This is a genomic window from Pontibacillus chungwhensis (assembly GCF_030166655.1).
Classification (GTDB): Bacteria; Bacillota; Bacilli; order Bacillales; family BH030062; genus Pontibacillus.
This window is the reverse complement of the sequence record NZ_CP126446.1, coordinates 4,001,910-4,019,001: the sequence shown is the minus strand read 5'-3', so window position 1 is coordinate 4,019,001 and position 17,092 is coordinate 4,001,910. Positions and strand designations below refer to the sequence as shown.

General features: G+C 42.1%; 19 protein-coding genes. 8 read left to right on the top strand and 11 right to left on the bottom strand.

Going from position 1 to position 17,092, the window contains the following annotated elements; genetic code table 11:
• Positions 1-109: 109 nt before the first annotated feature.
• The gene (cysK, locus tag QNI29_RS20355; protein WP_231419504.1) at positions 110-1,039 is read right to left on the bottom strand and encodes a cysteine synthase A; all 930 of its coding nucleotides are present in this window, start codon (positions 1,037-1,039) and stop codon (positions 110-112) included.
• A 271-nt stretch (positions 1,040-1,310) separates the two neighbouring features.
• Here cysK and QNI29_RS20350 point away from each other — a divergent pair, with 271 nt between their 5' ends.
• Positions 1,311-2,450, top strand: coding sequence for a glycosyltransferase family 4 protein (locus tag QNI29_RS20350; RefSeq protein WP_231419505.1), 1,140 nt, complete (start codon positions 1,311-1,313; stop codon positions 2,448-2,450).
• Positions 2,451-2,475: 25 nt separating this feature from the next.
• Positions 2,476-3,795, top strand: coding sequence for a UDP-glucose dehydrogenase family protein (locus tag QNI29_RS20345; RefSeq protein WP_231419506.1), 1,320 nt, complete (start codon positions 2,476-2,478; stop codon positions 3,793-3,795).
• Between the two features lie 410 nt (positions 3,796-4,205).
• On the opposite strand, the gene QNI29_RS20340 is transcribed toward QNI29_RS20345, so the two are convergent.
• The 3 genes from QNI29_RS20340 to QNI29_RS20330 form a co-directional block, all read right to left on the bottom strand.
• Positions 4,206-5,384 (bottom strand): MFS transporter, encoded by a 1,179-nt coding sequence (locus QNI29_RS20340; protein ID WP_231419565.1) that lies wholly within the window; start codon positions 5,382-5,384, stop codon positions 4,206-4,208.
• A gap of 195 nt (positions 5,385-5,579) precedes the next feature.
• Positions 5,580-6,194 carry an NAD(P)-dependent oxidoreductase gene (locus QNI29_RS20335; protein ID WP_231419507.1) on the bottom strand — a complete coding sequence of 205 codons (615 nt, stop codon included), beginning with the start codon at positions 6,192-6,194 and terminating at the stop codon, positions 5,580-5,582.
• Between the two features lie 744 nt (positions 6,195-6,938).
• Entirely contained in the window at positions 6,939-7,085 is a 147-nt protein-coding gene (locus QNI29_RS20330) for a hypothetical protein (protein ID WP_231419508.1), read from the bottom strand.
• 149 nt (positions 7,086-7,234) lie between these two features.
• Between QNI29_RS20330 and QNI29_RS20325 the strand changes: the two genes are divergently transcribed.
• Both QNI29_RS20325 and QNI29_RS20320 read left to right on the top strand, forming a co-directional pair.
• On the top strand, positions 7,235-7,480 hold the full coding sequence (locus QNI29_RS20325; RefSeq protein ID WP_231419509.1) for a hypothetical protein: 246 nt from the start codon (positions 7,235-7,237) through the stop codon (positions 7,478-7,480).
• A 9-nt stretch (positions 7,481-7,489) separates the two neighbouring features.
• Complete coding sequence (locus QNI29_RS20320) at positions 7,490-7,741, top strand: hypothetical protein (protein WP_231419510.1); 252 nt, start codon at positions 7,490-7,492, stop codon at positions 7,739-7,741.
• On the opposite strand, the gene QNI29_RS20315 is transcribed toward QNI29_RS20320, so the two are convergent.
• From QNI29_RS20315 to QNI29_RS20305, 3 genes are read right to left on the bottom strand one after another with little or no spacing between them, the layout of a single operon-like run.
• Positions 7,720-8,013: a hypothetical protein gene (locus QNI29_RS20315; protein WP_231419511.1), complete on the bottom strand. Its 294-nt coding sequence runs from the start codon at positions 8,011-8,013 to the stop codon at positions 7,720-7,722. The two genes, QNI29_RS20320 and QNI29_RS20315, sit on opposite strands and share 22 nt — an antisense overlap.
• A 1-nt stretch (position 8,014) precedes the next feature.
• Complete coding sequence (locus QNI29_RS20310) at positions 8,015-8,359, bottom strand: hypothetical protein (protein WP_231419512.1); 345 nt, start codon at positions 8,357-8,359, stop codon at positions 8,015-8,017.
• Positions 8,359-8,562 carry a hypothetical protein gene (locus tag QNI29_RS20305; RefSeq protein ID WP_231419513.1) on the bottom strand — a complete coding sequence of 68 codons (204 nt, stop codon included), beginning with the start codon at positions 8,560-8,562 and terminating at the stop codon, positions 8,359-8,361. Before QNI29_RS20305 ends, QNI29_RS20310 begins: the two co-directional genes overlap by 1 nt.
• A gap of 33 nt (positions 8,563-8,595) precedes the next feature.
• On the opposite strand from QNI29_RS20305, the gene QNI29_RS20300 reads away from it, so the two are divergent.
• Positions 8,596-9,069: an Hsp20/alpha crystallin family protein gene (locus QNI29_RS20300; protein ID WP_231419514.1), complete on the top strand. Its 474-nt coding sequence runs from the start codon at positions 8,596-8,598 to the stop codon at positions 9,067-9,069.
• Positions 9,070-9,102: 33 nt separating this feature from the next.
• On the opposite strand, the gene QNI29_RS20295 is transcribed toward QNI29_RS20300, so the two are convergent.
• On the bottom strand, positions 9,103-9,543 hold the full coding sequence (locus QNI29_RS20295) for an Hsp20/alpha crystallin family protein (RefSeq protein ID WP_231419515.1): 441 nt from the start codon (positions 9,541-9,543) through the stop codon (positions 9,103-9,105).
• 240 nt (positions 9,544-9,783) lie between these two features.
• Between QNI29_RS20295 and QNI29_RS20290 the strand changes: the two genes are divergently transcribed.
• The gene (locus QNI29_RS20290) at positions 9,784-11,334 is read left to right on the top strand and encodes a glycine betaine uptake BCCT transporter (RefSeq protein ID WP_231419516.1); all 1,551 of its coding nucleotides are present in this window, start codon (positions 9,784-9,786) and stop codon (positions 11,332-11,334) included.
• 78 nt (positions 11,335-11,412) lie between these two features.
• On the opposite strand, the gene QNI29_RS20285 is transcribed toward QNI29_RS20290, so the two are convergent.
• Both QNI29_RS20285 and QNI29_RS20280 read right to left on the bottom strand, forming a co-directional pair.
• The gene (locus QNI29_RS20285) at positions 11,413-12,054 is read right to left on the bottom strand and encodes a YpmS family protein (RefSeq protein WP_231419517.1); all 642 of its coding nucleotides are present in this window, start codon (positions 12,052-12,054) and stop codon (positions 11,413-11,415) included.
• A gap of 27 nt (positions 12,055-12,081) precedes the next feature.
• Positions 12,082-12,972, bottom strand: coding sequence for an SGNH/GDSL hydrolase family protein (locus tag QNI29_RS20280; RefSeq protein WP_231419518.1), 891 nt, complete (start codon positions 12,970-12,972; stop codon positions 12,082-12,084).
• A gap of 367 nt (positions 12,973-13,339) precedes the next feature.
• On the opposite strand from QNI29_RS20280, the gene asnB reads away from it, so the two are divergent.
• Together asnB and QNI29_RS20270 are read left to right on the top strand one after the other, a co-directional pair.
• Complete coding sequence (asnB, locus tag QNI29_RS20275) at positions 13,340-14,845, top strand: asparagine synthase B (RefSeq protein ID WP_231419519.1); 1,506 nt, start codon at positions 13,340-13,342, stop codon at positions 14,843-14,845.
• A gap of 90 nt (positions 14,846-14,935) precedes the next feature.
• Positions 14,936-15,133 carry a DUF2188 domain-containing protein gene (locus QNI29_RS20270; protein ID WP_231419520.1) on the top strand — a complete coding sequence of 66 codons (198 nt, stop codon included), beginning with the start codon at positions 14,936-14,938 and terminating at the stop codon, positions 15,131-15,133.
• 387 nt (positions 15,134-15,520) lie between these two features.
• Here QNI29_RS20270 and QNI29_RS20265 read toward each other — a convergent pair whose 3' ends face one another.
• Positions 15,521-17,041: an FAD-dependent oxidoreductase gene (locus QNI29_RS20265; protein WP_370635535.1), complete on the bottom strand. Its 1,521-nt coding sequence runs from the start codon at positions 17,039-17,041 to the stop codon at positions 15,521-15,523.
• Between the last annotated feature and the right edge of the window lie 51 nt (positions 17,042-17,092).

Here is a 17,092-nt window from a genome sequence, read left to right as displayed (position 1 = left end):
GCTGAATCCTGTATGACAATAAGAGGGAAGGATGGGAAGGTCATGAAAGAAATCAAAAAAGGACGAAATCATAAAAGATTTCGTCCTTTCACGTTTTCATCCTATCGTTTTAGAAACGGAATAAATCGCCTGAAAGATAACGCTCCCCTGTGTCTGGAGCAATTACCACGATCGCTTCTCCGGGCTGTTTGCGTTTGGCTACTTCAATTGCTGCATAGACGGCTGCACCTGCTGAAGGACCTACTAAGATTCCCTCTTCACGAGCCAGACTGCGCGTCACATCGTACGCTTGCTCATCTGTAATTTTAAAGATCTCATCGTATACTTCCTGGTTTAAAATTTCTGGGATAAATCCAGGGCTTGTACCGACTAGTTTGTGCTTTCCTGGCTTACCGCCTGAAAGAACAGGGGATCCTTCTGGTTCAACTACATGAACAGATAAATCAGGATAATGCTCTTTAAGAGGCTCACCTGTACCTGTTACAGTGCCACCTGTACCGGCTGTTGCGACAAAAGCGGATAAAGGCTTTCCGAGCTCATCCATCGCTTCGATAATTTCTTTAGCCGTCGTGTTTCGATGGGCATCAGGGTTAGCCATGTTTTTAAATTGCATCGGAATAAATGCTCCGTCAATTTCTTCAGCTAACTCTTCAGCACGACGAATTGCGCCAGGCATCTTCTCGGACCCTGGTGTTAGTTCCACTTCTGCTCCATATGCTTTGAGTAGGTTAATGCGTTCTTGTGTCATTGTATCAGGCATGACTAGAATCGCTCGGTACCCTCGAGCCGCTGCGTTCATAGCGAGACCGATTCCAGTGTTCCCGCTTGTTGGCTCAATAATCGTAGATCCTTCTTTTAGATAGCCAGCATTTTCAGCTTCAACCATCATATTGTAAGCCGCGCGGTCTTTTACGCTCCCGCTTGGATTAAACATTTCTAGTTTTACATAAACATCTGCACTACCTTCAGGGACAATTCGGTTTAATTTGACTAAAGGGGTTTCTCCAATTAAATCAGCAATATTGTTTACGACACGCATGATGTCACTTCCTTTATTCTGAGCATTTTCCTCTATATTAACATATCCAGTTGGGTATTCTCATGTCATAGCGTTGAAAGGGATTATCCACAAGAATACAGAAGTGTTCATAGCAAAAGGTTATCCACATGTGGATAAAAGAAAGAACTCACATTTTGACGAAGTTCATGAAGCAATTTTTACAGTACGTTGATTCTTTCTCCATATACTCTTTCTATACTTATAGTAACAACAACTTTTTGAGTACTACGAGTTAGAGGGAGGAAGAATAATGAGAGTTGCTCTTTTTACAGATACCTTTACTCCTCAAGTCAATGGCGTGGCGAAAACCCTTCAACGGTTTGTGAACTATCTTGATGATCAAGGAATAGAGTACCTCGTTTTTGCTCCGGATGGAAACCAAGAAAATGCAAATCCGGAACACATTCAAGGCTTTAGAAGTATTCCTTTTTATCTTTATCCTGAATGTCGATTATCATTACCGAATATTTCGAGTGTCCGAAAGCAATTAGAAGCCTTTCAACCTGATCTTATTCACATCGCCACACCTTTTAATATTGGATTCACAGGCCTCTATTATGGAAAGAAATTAGGCATTCCTATGGTCGGTTCTTATCACACGAATTTTGACCGCTATTTAGATTATTACGAGCTCCCTCTATTATCAAAAATGATTTGGAGATATATGCGTTGGTTTCATGCGCCGTTTCGGAAGACGTTTGTTCCCTCTGAAGATACAAAGAGAGAACTGATTCAACGTGGTTTTCAAAATGTAAGTATATGGAGCCGGGGAGTCGATTGTCAGCTGTTTCACCCCAACTATCGAACCTCTACCATTCGAGAGAGATATAATATCGATGAGCCTTTTATTTTAAGTTATGTGGGAAGGCTTGCGCTTGAGAAAGACCTTGATGTGTTAATGAAGGTTGTCGCCTCATTGCCGGCATCCTTACAAGGTAAGGTTCACTGGGTTATGGCTGGTGATGGCCCGCTAGCCTCTGAGTTAAAAAAACAAGCACCTGAAAATATGACCTTCACAGGCTATGTGGAAGGTGAGCGTTTGGCTCAAATTTATGCTTCATCCTCTCTTATGGTCTTCCCTTCAAGCACGGAGACGTTTGGAAATGTTGTTCTAGAATCAATGGCTACTGGTACACCGGTAATCGGTTCTAGAGCAGGTGGTGTACAAGGAATTATTACACATAATAAGAATGGAAAACTTTGTACACCTGGTCATGTAGAAGAATTTGTTGAGGCGATTACAGATTTACTTCAGAGCGAAGAAACTTTAAAAGAAATGGGAGTTCAGGCATGCTTGTACGCTAAAAGTTGCTCATGGAGCTCGATCTTTGATCAATTATTACTGCAATATGAGATGGCGATTGACGATCCGGTTGCTTCCTATGCTTAAATAGAAGAAGGGAGGAGGACGAGAGATGAAGAAGATTGCAGTAGTGGGTGCTGGATATGTAGGACTGGTGACTAGCGTGGGCCTAGCTCATATCGGACATCAGGTCACGTGCATCGATATCGATCATAAAAAAATTGATTCTTTACGAAGGGGACAGTCTCCCATTTACGAACAAAGTCTCGAGCCTATGATTCAAGAGAACCAAAGACAGAATAGAATTACGTTTACCTCTAATTATGAAGAGCTTCAGGACGCTGAGATTATTATGCTAGCTGTAGGCACACCACAGCTGTCAGACGGATCAGCCAACCTGACTTTTATATATCAAGCAGCGGAAAGAATCGCTCATACAGTTCAACAACCTGTAACCATTGTAGTAAAAAGTACGGTTCCAGTAGGGACTTGTGAGAAATTGCATGAATATGTACAAGAACGAACCCCTCATCCGGTTGAACTCGCATCGAACCCCGAATTTTTACGCGAGGGCAGCGCTCTGAAGGATTTCTTCGAAGGGGATCGAATCGTCATTGGAGCTAATCATGAGGAAACAAGTCAACTTATTATGGAGATGTATACCCCATTACAAATTCCGATTATGACAACAGATCTGGCAAGTGCAGAGATGATCAAATACGCATCTAATGCATTTCTCGCTACGAAGATTAGTTTTATCAATGAGATTGCGTCGATTTGTGAAAAGGTGGGGGCAAACGTAGAAGATGTGGCGAATGGAATGGGGATGGACCAACGGATTGCTCCATCATTTCTCCAGGCTGGAATCGGCTATGGAGGCTCATGTTTCCCAAAAGATACAAAAGCACTCGTGCAGATGGCAGGGCATGTGGAACACCGCTTTGAACTATTAGAATCCGTTATCCACGTAAATAACAAGCAGCAAAATAAATTAGTGGACCAAATGAAAGAGCGTTTTGATACCTTACTTCGTAAGCGCGTAACTGTGTTAGGATTATCCTTCAAACCCGGAACAGATGATTTAAGAGAAGCTGCTTCCCTTGTTATCATCGATCGCTTATTAAGAGAAGGGGCTTCCATCACAGCCTATGATCCAATTGCGATGCCGCGAGCGAAAGAGTACTTTCCGGCCGTTACGTTTGCCTCGAATGTAGAAGAAGCGTTATCAGAATCAGAGGTAGCTATTATTGTGACAGAATGGGATGAATTTAAAGAACTACCGTTACACTATTACGAAGAATTAATGGACGAAGCGATTATATTTGATGGACGAAATTGTTATGACCTTGAGCAGGTTAAAAAACACCGTATAGAGTATTACTCAGTAGGTCGTCCGGTAATCCGACAAACAGAAAGCGCCACCCTTACATAAGAAATGTAAAGGTGGCGCTTTGCTTTTACACGTGTTTCCTTTATCTTACTGCGGTACGGTCCAGTCTGTACGTTGCTAACCGGGCGCTTGCGCTTTTGATGACGTCCAGCTCCAGCCACCCAGCCCCTAGTAGACTTCCCTTACCTCCGGTCGATAAGTCAACATCGATTCGCCAGAGGCTCATCGTGTTTCCTTTATCTCGCTGCGGTACGGTCCAGTCTATACGGGGCTAACCGGGTGGCTTGCGCTTTTGATGACGTCCAGCTCCAGCGCCCAGCAACTAGCAGACTTCCCTTACCTCCGGTCGATAAGTCAACATCGATTCGCCAGAGGCTCAACGTGTTTCCTTTATCTCACTGCGGTACGGTCCAGTCTGTACGTTGCTAACCGGGCGCATGCGCTTTTGTATCTTACCCGTAGTGGTTGGCTGTTGTGGGTTGTCTGTGCATCATTAAAGCAAGGCTTAAGCCGCTTAGTAACAATAGGACCGTCGTTGTAAAGAAGACGGATGTGAATCCATAGGCTCCTGCTAATAGACCGCCGAGTGCGGGGCCTATGATGTTTCCTAAAAAGCGAAGGCTTGTGCTGTATCCGAGTACCTCTCCTTGAATAGAGACGGGAGCGACTTGGCGGATGTAAGCAGTTCGTACAGGGATAATGCCTCCAATTGTAATTCCGAGTAAGAATCGTAAAATCATCAGTTGCCATATATTCGTTACAAAGGCCCCTGGTAAATAAACAATCCCTGAAGCAATTAAAAGGAAGACAAGAATTTTTTCATACCCAATGGAATCAGCCACTTTCCCCCATCTTCTCGCCATGAGTAAGTTGCCGACCCCGGCTGCTGAGAAGGCAATTCCTGAAAACAAGGCTAAATTAGCTGTTCCATGAATTTCGCTTACAAACAAAGCAAGAATGGGCTGAATACTAAAGTGCGCAATCTGCACGAACATGGATACGACCATGACTGTAACCAATATTGGATTTAAGAGGATATGACGGATAACCTCTTTCCGTGAGTAGGTTTCCTGCCCCTCATCTTCTGTCTCGATACGAAATTCCCGTACACCAAGTAATACGAAGATAGCGGCGATAAATAACGTAATCGAGGTAAGTTGAAAGGTGCTCGAAAATCCGTAGCTATCAGCTAACACTCCTCCAAATAAAGGCCCCATTAAACTCCCCGTTACATTTCCTGTTTGCAAAGTACCAAGAGCTTGTCCAGATAAATCCTTAGGTGTTTGCGTAGAAATAAGGGCTTGAGATGTGGAGATAAATCCAGTAAACACACCCATACACAAACGTAAAATGAACAGTTGGAAAACGGAGGTGACAAATCCCATAAGCAAAACGCTTATAGCCAGTCCTACTCCTGAGATGACAAGTATCGTTTTACGACCATACCGGTCTCCAAATCGTCCCCAAATAGGGGAGAACAAAAAAGCTGTAAAGAATGTAACGCCAAATGTTAAACCAGACCAACGCTGGACATAGGCTTCTGAAAAGTTTCCGAATGATTCAATATAAAGGGATAAGAACGGCATAACCATGGTCATGCTTCCGGCAATAAAAAAGTTGGCAAACCACATAATCAGTAGGTTCTGTTTTGACACTTTTTCTTGATTTTGAATTTTTGACCCTTCTTTCGTTCCAGGCGATATTTCGACTTCCTAAATATCATACCAGAGAGGAGGGGAAATAGAAAATTTTGAGATTCCAAAGAGGAGAACATCCACCAAAAAAAGGCTTCCCCCTCCATGACTCATGAAGGGGGAAGCAAGTATTTAATAGGCTAGTCCGACAGAACGGAAAATATAATCTTGTTTGGTAACAGAGTTTAGAAGAAAGTGGGCAACATCTGACCTCGAAATGCTCTTACCACCTTGTGGAACCCCTGAAGCTTCCATACGGTAACCACCCGTACGCGTTCCATCTTCTAATCGTAAAGGACGCGCAATCGTCCACTCTGTACCACTTTCTTTTAGTAAATCGACCGCACGCTTATGATCCGCTAGTACATTCTTTAAGATTTTTGTAGCCATGAAACCTGTAAACCCTGGAATTTCGTTATCGATACCGGCAGAAGCCGTATAAGCAATACGGGATACATCATGTTCTTTCATCCCGGCTAAAATATGAGACGTGATCTCAGAAAGAGCAGTAGTTTTCTTTAACCCGTCCGTACCAAGAGCAGAAATAACAGCATCGTGCCCTTTAATCGCCTCGATCACTCGCTCACGATCTAACCCATTTCCCTCTACTCTCTGAAGGAGGGGATGCTGAATCGTAAGTTTCGAAGGAGTTCTCACAAACGCCGTGACACGATGCCCTTCCTCAAGAGCAAGCTTGACCACTTCTCTTCCGGTCCCACCTGATGCACCAAATACAATAATATTCAAACCTCTCCACCCGCTTTCTTTACGTTGTTTAGTTCATTATAGCAACATTTGGGAGAAGAGGTGGAGAAATAATAGGGTATAGCAAACGGTCCATTAAGATTAATGAGTGCATGAGCTTGCTCGAGGACAATTCGCTTTGGTGGGTGCCGTTGCGTGTATGAGTGCTTGGGCTTGCCCGGGGACAACTCGCTTTCCTGCGGGGAGCTGGGAAGCCTCCTCGTTCGCTTCGCTCTCTGTGGGGTCTCCCCTAGGCTCCTTGCCCCGCGGGAGTCTCGCAGTCCCCGGGCAAGCCCTGTCTATAAAAGGGGGAACGGCCCTGAGGCTAGTTTCAAGGAAGGTTTTAAATGGCATGTTTGCATTCACTGAAATATGGCAAAGGTGGGCCTGGAAACTGCGAGCCTCCCGTGGGCAGAAGAGCCAGTCTAGTTCCAGCGTGGAGGACCTAGCGCGATAAGGCATCTTTTTTCCAAAGGCTAAACGCCTTTTCCAAAAAGCTGTCTTATCCGTACGGTCCTAGGCACCACGCTTGCACATTTCAATCTAGGTGATGAGAGACCCCCTGAGTCCGGCTATGCCGGCTGAGGAGGCTCACCAGCTCCCCACAGGAAAGCGAGTGGTTTCCAGGCCCACCTTACGCTCAAATTACAGCGAACGGAAACATTCTCACAGCTTCGAGTCTCTAACAAACCCACATCTAAAAAAAGAGGGTTATTCTTTTTAAGAATAACCCTCTAGTTTATCTAATTATTTTTTTCGGAATAAGTCAGTGAATAATTCCATAAATGCTTCTACAATCTCAACAGACTGAAATGCAAAAAGACTTGTGGCGGTTAGAGAAAATAGTCCAATCAGAACAAATCTCATCGTATGAATGGTATGCAACCATGCCATAAGTATTCCTCCTTCATCTATCCTTTAATCATACTCTTCTCACACAAATGGTCAAGATGTTTATTTAAATTTTTTAAACCACCTTACATCGCACACCTCATACGCAATCGAATACACTAGGTACATATAACACTAAGAGGAGTGAGCGAATGCCTGTTTCTGTAGTCTTTAACCAGATTGCTGTAAATGCCATAAACGATAACTCAACCATTGCTACAGGTCAGAACAACCAAGCTGATTGGTCCTGGCAGGGAAAAAATAACTATTCAGCCGGGTTGCCAATTGGATTTGTCATTGCCATTAATAACTTTAATAACCTAATCGACAATGATGTCGTAGATACACCGGTTACGAACCCTGAGATCTCGAACCCGCAGCCTAATGTTCAGTATTAAGGAGGAACTATGACCATTTGTTTTGATTCCATTAATGTGAACAGTATTCATGCTGGATCGGGCATTTTCGTAGGGGTTAATGCCCAGAACTATTGGAAAACCCAATCAAAAGAAAATTATGCGCTTGGAACGGTAGTAGGGCATTACAACATCATTCATCATAATGTGAACGTGATCTATGACGATGATGTTGTGGATGCTCCATTTATAAACACGTCATCTAGCTCAGGTTCATCGAATCATTCTTCCACACCTTCTTGAGCAATTTTCTGTTCAATGGCTGTTTGAAGCCATTGAGGGATTTCATGATCTTTAGACTGTGAGAGTAAATCCATGAAAGATGAATCATTCAATAGGGAACGAATGCCTTTAACATCATTTCCGTCACCGTGAATGGAGCCAAACCCCTGATTATGTTTTTTAGTACTTTCAAAACCATTAGGGGCATTGTTTCCAAAATTTACGCAAGATGCGCTCTCAACGGTTCCAATTCGAATAGAGCGTATGAAAAAGTTAGGTGAAAGAAAGGCCATATCAGTCCTCCTTGTGTGGAAAGGTGATGGCGTACCCGTTTCGAGTGGAAGAAATGGTTTTCTTTTCAGAGTTCTTATCCCTCTTTTGTTTCTGTTCAGGAGAATTGGAGAAATTGTTGCCCATATTTAAAGAACCACTCAATTCTTCAATATCCAGTGAGTCTAAACGGAAGGAAAGGTCATCTAGTTTTGGATTGTGAATGTCGATGTGTTCAATGTGAAAATGATACTCCTTCGTTACCTTTTCAGGAACATACTCATTGCTTTTTAATCGTCTGATTTCCAACTCTAACTCTAAGATTTTCTTTTCTAACTCTTTATTCTTTTTGGACTGGAACCAACCCATTATTGATCATCCTGATCATTTGGGCGACTTATAATCACATGGTGGTTGTGAGCCATTTGGTTTCTTTCACCTGTGATGGCGCCGTTTCCTTCATTAATATGTGTGGAGGAGGAGAAAGATGATTGGACATTGGTTCCAGAGAAAATTCCAGACGAATGGGTAATGTTCTCTACAGAAAAGTGTTCAATATGCAGGTCTTTCACGCTTACACCTCCTTTAGAAGAGAGGATTAACCAATGAAACAGTTTAACGACTGGTTTAACCAGATACAATCCATGCAAAAAACGATGGGAAATTTCTCGGGTACAGGAAATGCACCATTTGATTTATCCTCAATCGATACGTATATACAAGAAACGATTCAGCAAGCCCTGGGTCACCCACTCGGAAATGAAAAACGTTCAATGCCTATTGAACACTCTCCATCTAAGCATTCTAAACAACTGGACTATGAGCTAGTAGAACTTCATCATTACTATGTTGTGAAGATTCCTATACCTGAAGGGATTGATGTTGAAGCGCTGAGATTGTCGTTAGGGAACTGCCGTTTATATGTTCATGGATTGGCTGGAGGCGACGTTCAAACGATCTCTTTACCAGAGCAACCCCATCAGAAGCAAGTGCACGCACAATATAAAAAAGGACTGCTAGAAGTCCGTCTTGCTCGAAATACCAGAGAAGATACCCGTGATATTTACATTCAATACTAGTAGAGCCCCCATTAAGATGGGGCTCTTCTTTATTTATTCCTCGTTTACTTCCATATGAATGGGGATGGTATCCTCGTCTTTGTGCTTAAGAATCCGTACCTCTAATAATCCATTCTTGTAAGAAGAAGTTACTTCATCAGGTGTGAAGTGAAAGGGGATCCGAATGGTTCGTTTGTAATGACCCTGGAATCGTTCTTTATGAAGGGTTTGTTGGTCAGAGGCTTGGTAAGCTACAGGGACATGCCCTTCTAGAATTAGGTTGGTTCCATTTTGTTTTAAAGTAAGGTGCTCAGATGAGACAAGCCCCGGAAGGTCTACGATTACAATGAGATGGTTTTCTGCATCATAGAGATCATAAGCGGGTCCTCTCTTTGGAATAACATGATGCATATCATCCCAAAAGTCTTGGCCTAGCACTTGGTCAATGGTCTTCGAGAACTTTTCCCAGTTTACCTGAGATTGCTTTTCCTTCAAAAGGCATCACCTCTTCTTCCTAAATATATGTTAGGGGGTTCTTGTTTCATGATTGTAATTTTTTTAGTTAAAAGGATGCTTTTATAAAGAATGTTACGTTCGTTCCGTTTATTCCGAATCTTGTTAAAAATAATCAACTTGTTTACTGAACCACTTAGGGGGTAAAGGTATAGGACACTAAAACTTCCCAACAATCGATCTACATAACACCAAGATAAATTTTCGGAGAGGAGTAATTATTTGAGTAAATCACTAGCAAAAAAAGTCTCACCAGTATTCTGGATAACCATTGCAATTGTTGCAGCATCCGTCACATGGGGGGTTGCAGTACCGGATAACTTAAAAAGTGTAACCCAATCAATCAGAAATTATTTAGCCGTTCACTTTGGGTGGTATTACTTAATTGTGGTTGCGATCTTTGTGCTCTTTTGTATCTTTATGATCATTAGTCCTTATGGAAAGATGAAATTAGGAAAGCCAGATGATGAACCTGAATATAGTATGCCAACTTGGTTTGCGATGTTGTTTAGTGCAGGTATGGGGATTGGACTTGTGTTCTGGGGAGTAGCAGAGCCCGTTTCTCACTATGTAAAAAATGCACCTACAGCTGAAACAGGAACGCCAGAGGCTTTAAACGAGTCATTGAAATTCGTTTATTTCCATTGGGGCATTCATGCATGGGCGATCTATGCCATTGTCGCGATGACCTTAGCCTACTTCAAATTCCGTCGAGGGGCACCTGGACTTGTGAGTGCAACACTAACCCCTATTTTAGGGGAGAAGACGAAAGGGCCTATTGGGAAAACGATCGACGTTATTGCTATATTTGCAACGGTCGTAGGGGTGGCAACAACACTTGGTTTTGGTGCTGCTCAAATTAATGGAGGGCTCAACTTCCTATTAGATACACCAGACGAATTCTGGGTGCAGCTCGTGATCATCGGTGTTGTAACCGTTCTATTTATGATTTCAGCCTATACAGGTTTAAGTAAAGGAATTAAATATTTAAGTAATACGAACCTAATCCTTGCTCTGTTATTATTTGGTTTCGTATTAGTCGTGGGACCTACGTTAAACATTATGAATGTATTTACAGACACAATTGGGTCTTATATCAGAGACATTGGAAATATGAGCTTCAGACTTTCTCCGCAGAATGATGGGGAACAAACGTGGATTCAAAACTGGACGATCTTCTATTGGGCTTGGTGGATTGCATGGTCTCCATTTGTTGGGATCTTTATTGCACGTGTTTCAAAAGGCCGTACGATTCGAGAATTCTTAATCGGAGTACTAGTGGTTCCTTCTCTTGTAAGTTTTCTGTGGTTCGCAACATTTGGCATGTCAGCTATTAACGTCGAGCAGGCAGGGACAGCGGATATTGCTGGATTAGCCAGAGAACAAGCCTTGTTTGGAACGTTAATGGAATACCCATTAGGAACGATTACGTCCATTATTGCTCTTTGCCTAATTGGAACGTTCTTTGTCACTTCAGCCGATTCCGCTACATTCGTACTCGGAATGCAAAGTACAAATGGTTCTTTAAATCCTCCTAAAACAGTTAAATTTAGCTGGGGTATTGCTCAATCAGCTACGGCAGCGATTTTACTTTATACGGGCGGGTTACAAGGACTTCAAAACGCCTTAATCTCAGCAGCCTTCCCGTTCTCAATGATTATGCTAATGATGGCCTATTCATTCTATAAGGCTTTAACGGAAGATTATCAAGCGTTGAAGAAAGGTCAATCCGTTTCATCAAGCTCAGACCAATCAGCCAATACAGGATCGTAAAAGAAAACAAGCGCTTAGAGGATTTGTCCTCTAAGCGCTTGTTTCTCTTTTAGAAAGGCATCACGGTAAGGTGCCTTGTTACTTAATTAGTTTCTTAAGCCAGGAGCTTTGTTTAAATCCAAATGTTTCATGTGGAACGGTTAGTTCAAAAGCGAGCTGGTCTTTCTTTAAATTAAACGTTGATGCCCGGAGGCCTAGTTCATAACCTGGCTCAATTTGGGTAACCGCTACATATAGATTTTCTTCATCAGGATTTACGATAATCCATTCTGGCATTGGATAATTATCCTTGATATAGTCTAATACTTTCTTGTTTGGTAGATGAAGACGACCAAGTGTTATGGACTTTTGTTGCAACACCAGATCCCCGTTCTTCTGTACGACTGGATCGAATTTCATCGTTAATGGAAGTTCTTTATCAAAGGCAATAATAGTACCTGTTAACTCGACATCATCTTCTAGAGATACAGAATAATCAATGGACTGCTCATTCGATATCTCTACTAAATAACTATTAATGATTTGATTTAAGTTCTCTTTGCTCGACATCACCGTAAATTCAGCCCTCTTATCACTAAATGGCATCGATTTAGGTACAGGTCCTGATGAAGTGGGTAAATACACAAGTAAGAGAAGCCAGATAATAATTCCGGCATTAATCGTCGCTAAAATAAAGAATAACCATTTCCACTTGTTATTAATTTTAATCGCCTCAAACATATGACATCTCCAATCTAACTGATGTCTTTAAATTTCTTCTTCATTCTGATGTACAATTTCATCTTTCAAATAAGATAAGATCCGCTCAGCCATTAAGCGATACCCTTTAAGATTTGGATGAAAATTATCTTCGTAATAGAGATCTTCAGAGGATCCGCTGAACAAGTCTTTAATTGGAATATAGTTCACATTTGAATAACGGTCCACTACATCTTTACTAGTGCGGTTCCAGTCGTAAATGATTTGGTCAAGCTCTGGAATATCGCTGAAGTATTGTTCAAAGGGATTAAACAATCCTACTAAGTAAATATGAGCGTCCTCGTTTAAAGAACGAATCGTTTTAAATATGGAAGATAAACGATCCTCGTATTGAGGTAATTCCGATCGAAAGTCATCGTAGGCAAGTGAAGTGAAGTTGTTTTTAACAACTTTCATAATATCATTTGCCCCAATCGTAATGACTACGACGTCAGCTTCTTGTAGAGAGGCTGCAATTTCTTCCTCTTTTAGTCGATCTAATAATTGATCGGTTCGATTTCCTCGTTTGCCGAAATTCTGAATCTGAAAATCTTGGTTGTTCTCTTGTAACGTTTCTTCAATAATCCCTACATACCCACCGTTTCCTGAACTGTCTCCAACACCTTGGGTCAAGGAGTCTCCGATCGCTACAATATTTATATTATCTTTCACAAAGATTTCTTTTGCGCCTTCTAACACAGTAGAAACAGCTTCTTTAATTTCTTCTGTGATAGTCTTTTCTTCTTCTTCCTCTTCTTCAGCTATGGCTTGTATAGAAGATTCTTCTGTTCCATCTTGGGAAAGGGAAGAGTCACTGAGCCTTGCCTCATTTCCAACCCAATAGAATAGAATGATGAGGAAGCTGAATAAGAATATAATGGTTAACGCAATTCGTTTCATGTCGATCACACCTGACAATTATCGATTGTATCGTATCATAACATGCATTTTCATTTCTATATAGTGTAAATCGGCTATATATTACCTATATTATATGAGAAATGAGCCAACTCTTTACATACCTTTTCGAGTGAAATGAAAAAAAAACTGAGGTTAATGAGCACATTGAAAGTAAAAACGGGTATATGTCTTTAAATAGAACCAAATGAAGCAATCTTTTCTAGGCTCATCCAAAAAACAAGCCCATTTCGCTATAATGATCTGAAAAATAGAAAAATAAAGGATTGTCCAGTATTTGGTTCTTTTAGAAAAGCCTTATATAATGAACGTCATATTCAAATAATTACAGCAGAGGTGACCCGATACAATGTGCGGCATATTTGCCACAACAGGATCCGTAGAAACCAATAAGATGAACCAGATTTTAGAAAGTATGAAACATAGAGGCCCCGATGAAGGGAAGCATGTTCCGTTGAATGGATTTCACATAGGACATCAGCGATTATCAATTATCGGCCTAGAAGATGGCATTCAACCCATTCCAAATGAAGATCAATCAAAGTGGATTGTATGTAATGGTGAGATTTACAATTATGTAGAATTAAAACAGTCCTTAGCGAATAAGGTATCCTTCTCTACCCATTCTGATAGTGAGGTTGCGTTAAAGTTAATTGAAACAGAAGGAGTTAAAGGTATAGAAAAACTTGATGGTATGTTTGCTTTTGTCATTGTGGACGAAAGGAAAGATACGTTCGTGGCTGCCAGAGATACGTTAGGAATTAAACCGTTGTATTACGGAAAAGATGAGCAAGGAAATTACGTATTCTCTTCTGAATTAAAAACCTTATATCTTGTCACAGATGATGTTCAAGAGTTTCCACCTGGTACATATTATACACCAGAAACTGGATTCGTGAAGTACAGAAGAGTCCAGCAACCTAGTGAAATCAAGCAATCTTCACGTGAAGGGATGACAGCATCGATACGTCATCATCTAGAAGAAGCGGTTGAGAAAAGGCTTCTTGCTGATGTTGAGGTTGGTGTTCTCTTAAGTGGAGGGTTAGATAGTAGTTTAATCTCGGCCATTGCCGCTAAGAAAGCGAAATCAGAAGGGCGAACCATCAAATCTTTCTGTGTGGGCTCAGAAGGAAGCGAAGACATTGAACGTGCACGTGATGTTGCAGAAGCAATTGGCTCTGAGCACTACGAATATATCTATACACAAGAAGAGTTAGTGGAGGCGATCCCGCATGTGGTATACGCCCTTGAATCCTATGAGCCTTCTTTAGTGCGAAGCGCCATTCCAAATTACTTTGTTTCAAAACTTGCTGCTCAACACGTGAAAGTTATTCTTTCAGGAGAAGGGGCAGATGAACTGTTCGCAGGCTATGACTATATGAAGCAATTCCAAACAACAGAATCATTAAACGAGGAAATTATCCGTATCATCAATACCCTGCACAACATTAATCTGCAGCGCGGGGACAGAATGAGTATGGCTCACTCCCTCGAACTCAGAGTACCATTCTTAGATTTGGACTTAATTGAGACAGCTTTACAAATCCCGGCTGGGCAAAAGCTCCATACAGAAGAACAAATGGAGAAGACCATCTTAAGAGAGTCGTTTGATGGCGTACTTCCTGATTCCGTATTATGGAGAAAGAAAGAAGAGTTTTCAGCTGGTAGCGGAGCTTTAGATCTACTCGAAACCTATGCGAATGAGACCATTTCAGACGATGAACTCGCGCAACTACAAGACCAAGCCCCAGTTTCCATTCGTAGTAAACAAGAAGCTCTATTTTATCGATATTTCGTTCAATACTTCCCGGAACAATCAGCTTTAGAAACCGTCGGTAAATGGGCGACAGCTTAAAAACGTTTTTGTTTGCAGGTTCGATGTTTTACCTCCTTCGAGTTTGGGAACATATTGGTATAACTCAACACAAAAGAAGGAGCGATATACATGAGAGAATACACAGTAGCACCCAACAAAGACGCTAACGCATGGTATGTAAAGGTGGAGGATGTAGCTCCAACCGATCAGTATGCGAAGAAAGATGAAGCGATTGCTAAAGCAGAAGAAATGGCTCAAGAACATAAGCCAAGTAAGCTTTACATTCTAGATAAATACCACGAAATCGAAGAAGAACGCTCATTCTAAGCGTTGCATAAACGTAAAAGAAGCTGCCATCAGGCAGCTTCTTTTTTATTGGTTTTCTCTCTTTTAATGTATTCCATATGGATTAAGAATTGATCTGGATAGGTCCGTTCACCATTTTTGCGGAATGTAGAAAAACCTAAATTAGGGTGGTGAACGCTGAGAATTCTCAGCAAAGCTTAAGCAGCCGGGCCGATTCTCTCACTTTAATAAAGGGGGCTGGGGAACGGGGAGACTCCTGCGGGAGAAAGAGGTCGACGAGACCCCGCAGGGCACGAATTTTGCCCGAGGAGGCTCGACAGCTCGCCCGCGGAAAGCGAGTCGTTCCCCAGCCCCCTAAGCACTGTCAAACGCTTAGGCCCCAACCTTTTAAGCTTTGAGTCTTCTTGATCACTCCTCAATCCTTTTGAGGGGCTGGTCAGCCGGCCCCTCAAGAACCGTTCCATCATAAGAAAACCGCGAACCATGACAAGGGCAATCCCAAGACCGCTCCTCTTGATTCCACTCCACCTCACACCCAAGATGCGTACATGTAGTATCCACCACATGAGTATGCCCATCTTCATCTTTATAAGCACCAGCTTTTTGAGCCTTATGAATAACAGTCGCCCCTTTACCAGGACGGAGATCCTCAACCGACCGGGCTTGAAGATTCAACTTACCTGATAAGAACTGGGCTGCGACGTTCGCATTTTGCGTAACAAAATGCTTGATGCTAGGGTCTGCATAGAAGCGTGTAGGGGTAAACAGGTCTTCATAAGGATTGTTCTTTTCTTGAATCATATCCTTAAGCAATAAGGCTGCTGCAGTCCCGGTGGTCATCCCCCATTTTCGATAACCAGTAGCAACGAATAAGTTAGAATGGCGGGAGGTTAAGTGACCGATGTAAGGAACTTTATCTAACGTAATCAGATCTTGGGCTCCCCACTGATATAAAACGCCAGTAAGGTCAAAATGACGGCGCCCGAAATCTAGTAAAGCATCAAAGTGTTGCTTTGATGGTTTCCCTTGTCCTGTTTTATGACTCTCTCCTCCAATTAACACATACGACTGGTCTTTAAATGTAGTTGTTCTTAATGAACGTTTTGGATCGTCCGCACTCAAAAACATGCCATCAAGAGTTTGGTTCGTTTTAGCCGCTACAATATAGGAACGCTCGGCATACATGCGGCTGAAGAAGAACCCTTTTCCGTCATAAAAAGGGAAGTGTGAAGTGGAGACGATAGAGCCGCAGGTCACCTTTGCCCCATTTTTTGTTACGATGCGTGGGTTGGTGCCTTCTTCAATATCTGTTGCTACAGTATGTTCATAAATGTGAACATCTTTGTTCTCCATCTCTTTGACAAGGTAGTGTAAGTAAGAGAGTGGATTAAATTGTGCTTGATTTTCCATAACAATGGCTTTCTTTATAGAAAGATCAAGAGGGATCGTATCTAACCCCTTCCCAGGAATGTTCAGTGTCTCATAGGCTTTAGCCTCTAACTCGATTTTTCGTTTATTCTCCTCGCTAATCCCGTAAATATAAGCGTCTTCAGCTGAGAATTGACAGTCGATTTTATGTTCTCTGACGATACGTTCGATAAATTCAAGAGCCTCTTGATTGGCTCGGTAATAGGTCCGGGCTTGTTCAACTCCGAAGTGCTGAATGAGTTCATCGTAAATAAGGTCGTGTTGGGCGGTTATTTTAGCTGTCGTATGACCTGTAGTTCCTTGAAGGATTCGGTCGGCATCCAATAAAGCTACGCTTAGCCCTTCTTTAGAGAGCAGGTAAGCGAGTGTCACTCCCGTAATACCAGCCCCAACAATGCCCACATCTACCCTGATGTCTTCTTGAAGCGACTCAAATTCAGGCAAATCCGTTTGCTTCATCCACAACGTTTCTTCATTAGCTAAATGGCTGTTCTCTTTCATCATGCTCCTCCTTGGCATTCATTCTATTATGTACTATGCCGTGGAGGTGGG

Bases quoted from the DNA above. Each gene is read 5' to 3' on its own strand.
- QNI29_RS20350 (WP_231419505.1), top strand. From the start codon at position 1,311: ATGAGAGTTGCTCTTTTTACAGATACCTTTACTCCTCAAGTCAATGGC.
- QNI29_RS20310 (WP_231419512.1), bottom strand. From the start codon at position 8,359: ATGGGTTGGTTCCAGTCCAAAAAGAATAAAGAGTTAGAAAAGAAAATC.
- cysK (WP_231419504.1), bottom strand. From the start codon at position 1,039: ATGCGTGTCGTAAACAATATTGCTGATTTAATTGGAGAAACCCCTTTA.
- QNI29_RS20265 (WP_370635535.1), bottom strand. From the start codon at position 17,041: ATGAAAGAGAACAGCCATTTAGCTAATGAAGAAACGTTGTGGATGAAG.
- QNI29_RS20285 (WP_231419517.1), bottom strand. From the start codon at position 12,054: ATGTTTGAGGCGATTAAAATTAATAACAAGTGGAAATGGTTATTCTTT.
- QNI29_RS20320 (WP_231419510.1), top strand. From the start codon at position 7,490: ATGACCATTTGTTTTGATTCCATTAATGTGAACAGTATTCATGCTGGA.
- QNI29_RS20325 (WP_231419509.1), top strand. From the start codon at position 7,235: ATGCCTGTTTCTGTAGTCTTTAACCAGATTGCTGTAAATGCCATAAAC.
- asnB (WP_231419519.1), top strand. From the start codon at position 13,340: ATGTGCGGCATATTTGCCACAACAGGATCCGTAGAAACCAATAAGATG.
- QNI29_RS20300 (WP_231419514.1), top strand. From the start codon at position 8,596: ATGAAACAGTTTAACGACTGGTTTAACCAGATACAATCCATGCAAAAA.
- QNI29_RS20280 (WP_231419518.1), bottom strand. From the start codon at position 12,972: ATGAAACGAATTGCGTTAACCATTATATTCTTATTCAGCTTCCTCATC.
- QNI29_RS20340 (WP_231419565.1), bottom strand. From the start codon at position 5,384: ATGTGGTTTGCCAACTTTTTTATTGCCGGAAGCATGACCATGGTTATG.
- QNI29_RS20315 (WP_231419511.1), bottom strand. From the start codon at position 8,013: ATGGCCTTTCTTTCACCTAACTTTTTCATACGCTCTATTCGAATTGGA.
- QNI29_RS20345 (WP_231419506.1), top strand. From the start codon at position 2,476: ATGAAGAAGATTGCAGTAGTGGGTGCTGGATATGTAGGACTGGTGACT.
- QNI29_RS20330 (WP_231419508.1), bottom strand. From the start codon at position 7,085: ATGGCATGGTTGCATACCATTCATACGATGAGATTTGTTCTGATTGGA.
- QNI29_RS20270 (WP_231419520.1), top strand. From the start codon at position 14,936: ATGAGAGAATACACAGTAGCACCCAACAAAGACGCTAACGCATGGTAT.